Here is a 2,608-nt window from a genome sequence, read left to right as displayed (position 1 = left end):
GACCTCGGCGAAGATCGGCGACATGGTCGGGCTGATCTCGAACATCGCCAGCCAGACCAACCTGCTGGCGCTCAACGCCACGATCGAGGCGGCGCGGGCCGGCGAGGCGGGCCGGGGCTTTGCGGTGGTGGCCGCCGAGGTCAAGGAACTGGCCAACCAGACGGCGCGGGCCACCGACGAGATCGCGCGCCAGATCGGCGAGGTCCGGGGCGTGACGGACCAGACGGTGGGGGCGATCGAGACGATCACGGCGCTGATCCGGGAGATCGACGTGGTGGCGACGTCGATCGCGGCGGCGGTGGAGCAGCAGGGGGCGGCGACGCAGGAGATCGTGCGCAACGTCAGCCAGGCCTCGGTGGGGACGAGCGCGGTGACCGGCAACATCGCCGGGGTGGCGCAGGCCTCGGAGACGACCGGGATGGCGGCGACGCAGGTGCTGACCTCGGCCTCGGCCCTGTCGCGCCAGTCCGAGCAGCTGACCGCGGAGGTGCACCGGTTCCTGGCGACCGTCCGGGCGGCCTGACCGCGGATCGGAGGGAATGGCGAAGGCCGGCCCGGGGGCGATCCCCGGGTCGGCCTTCGCATGTCGGAGGGATCCGGCCGCTGCGAGGATTTCAGTCGCCCGTGCGGCTCTGGATCAGCGCGAAGACGGCGTCCGCATCCGGGATGCCGATGAACTGGGGCGTCGGATCGAGGGTCGGCTGCCAGACGCCGAGACCGGCCGCGTGATTGCCCCGGACCGGACGCGGCGCACCGAACAGGATCGTGCCGGTCCCGTCCGGCATCTCCTTGAGCTCCAGGTGCGGCAGGCGCGTGAGGTCGAGCGACAGCCGCGTCGGCCACGGACCCGTTCGCGCGATGATGGCGCGCCGATCGGTCACCACGTAAGAGAGATGGCGGCGCATGTAGCCGTCGAGCAGGAAACGCCCGATGACGGCGTAGACGCCGACGATCAGCATGACCAGCCCACCCAGCCTGGACACCGATCCGATCGCCGCGTCCCAGGTCTTGATGTTCCAGAACAGCGCCATCCCGGCCCAGAACAGGCTGAAGGGGATCAGCGCGAGGTCGAGCGGACGAAGCATCAGGCCTTGGATCGGGGCTCCCTGCCAAAGAATACGTTCGCCGGCAAGAAGCTGTGGCGCAACCTTTCTCTCCATTGATCCGCTGCTCCGTCTCGTCCAGGCCTGCGTCATTCCCTGCGTAACCCTGTGACAGGGGGCTGACAATGCACCGCGGCGGGTCGGTGCCGGAGGCCGATGGCGCGACCGGCGATGGCCCCGCCTCGACGTCAGGCCGGGCCGTGGACGTGCGGGCGCGGGGATCGACGAGCGACGGAACGCGGTTCGGTTGGGGTCCGTCCCATGGGCGGCCGACAGGATGGGCCTCGATCCGGGCCGTCGCCCCGATTGGGTCGCGATGGAAGGCCACCGGCCGGCCGCGCTGTCGGCCCCAGGGAGAAGGATTATTCGGCAGGAAAACAAGGAGAATGTTGCTTGTTTTTCCCTTAGGGAATAAGATATTTTATTAATATCTCAGCATATGAATTCTCAGTGATTGGTGATTCTTTAAGAGATACATCTTACAAGAGGGCATTAAATATTTGGAGTGCCGTTGAGGCGGCAGATTCTACGATGGTCAAGCTCAGCATAGGGCGCAAGCTGGCGCTGTCTTCCGCGGTCACGGCGTTGTTCGTCGGGGGGGCGGTCTACAACCAATGGTCCAGCAATCGAGAGATCCGTGCGGCGAACGACGCGCTGGCACGCGAGGAAACCATCCTGCGCGGGATCTCGCAGGCGCAGGTCGCCGTCGCCCGGATCCAACTCAGCCAGAAGACCATGGAGTTGGCGCGCAACGCCACCGCCTCCGATGCGGCGGCCGCGGCCGCCCTCGAGGAGGCGCAGGCGGTCGCGAGCGCCCTCGAACGCCCGATCGCGATCGCGCTCGATCCCGATATCCTGCGCGAGAGCGAGCGCGCCGTGAGCGCCCTCGCTGCCGAGGTGCAGCGCTACGCCGATGCCGTGCGGGTCGATCCCTATGGCCGCCAGTCCGACCCGGCCGCGGCCAGCGCGTCGCGCGAGGAGATCGCCGCCCTGACCGCCCGGGCCGAGAAGACGATCGGCGAATCGGTCGCCAACGCCAACCGCCTCACCGAGGCCGCCATGACGACCGCCGCCGAGCGGATCGACGCGGCGACGCGGCTCGGCCTCCTGGCCGGTGCGGCCATGCTGCTGAGCCTGCTCGGCGCCGCGCTCCTGCTGATGCTCAACATCCAGCGCCCGCTCACCCGCCTCGTCGCCGTGCTGGAGCGCATGGCCGCCGGCGAGATCGACGCCACCATCGCGGAGGCCCGCCGCGGCGACGAGATCGGCGCCCTCGGCCGCGCGGTCGAGAGCATCAAGACGATGGTCGCCCGCAAGGCTGCCGAGGACCTGGAGCGGCGCCAGATCGCCGACGCGGCGGCGGCCGCCGCCCGCCAGACCGCCATGATCGAGATGGCCGACGGCTTCGAGGCCGCGGTCGGCGGCATCGTCGGCGCGGTGTCGTCCTCGGCCTCCGAGCTGCAGGTCACCGCCCAGTCGATGACCGCCACCGCCACCCAGACGGC

3 protein-coding genes are annotated in these 2,608 nt (G+C 69.3%); 2 read left to right on the top strand and 1 reads right to left on the bottom strand.

What is annotated here, in order from left to right; all coding sequences use genetic code 11:
- On the top strand, positions 1–523 hold a 523-nt coding region (locus HPY23_RS28335; protein WP_236017712.1), incomplete at its 5' end, for a methyl-accepting chemotaxis protein.
- Positions 524–614: 91 nt separating this feature from the next.
- Here HPY23_RS28335 and HPY23_RS28330 read toward each other — a convergent pair.
- Entirely contained in the window at positions 615–1,196 is a 582-nt protein-coding gene (locus tag HPY23_RS28330) for a PH domain-containing protein (RefSeq protein WP_139235100.1), read from the bottom strand.
- A 438-nt stretch (positions 1,197–1,634) separates the two neighbouring features.
- On the opposite strand from HPY23_RS28330, the gene HPY23_RS28325 reads away from it, so the two are divergent.
- A partial coding sequence (locus tag HPY23_RS28325) for a HAMP domain-containing protein (RefSeq protein WP_200649710.1) occupies positions 1,635–2,608 on the top strand: 974 nt, incomplete at its 3' end.

This window comes from Methylobacterium ajmalii, assembly GCF_016613415.1.
Lineage (GTDB): Bacteria > Pseudomonadota > Alphaproteobacteria > Rhizobiales > Beijerinckiaceae > Methylobacterium > Methylobacterium ajmalii.
This window is presented reverse-complemented; position numbering and strand designations above follow the sequence as displayed.

Excerpts from the sequence above, each read along its gene's own strand:
- HPY23_RS28330 (WP_139235100.1), bottom strand. The coding sequence starts at position 1,196 with ATGACGCAGGCCTGGACGAGACGGAGCAGCGGATCAATGGAGAGAAAG.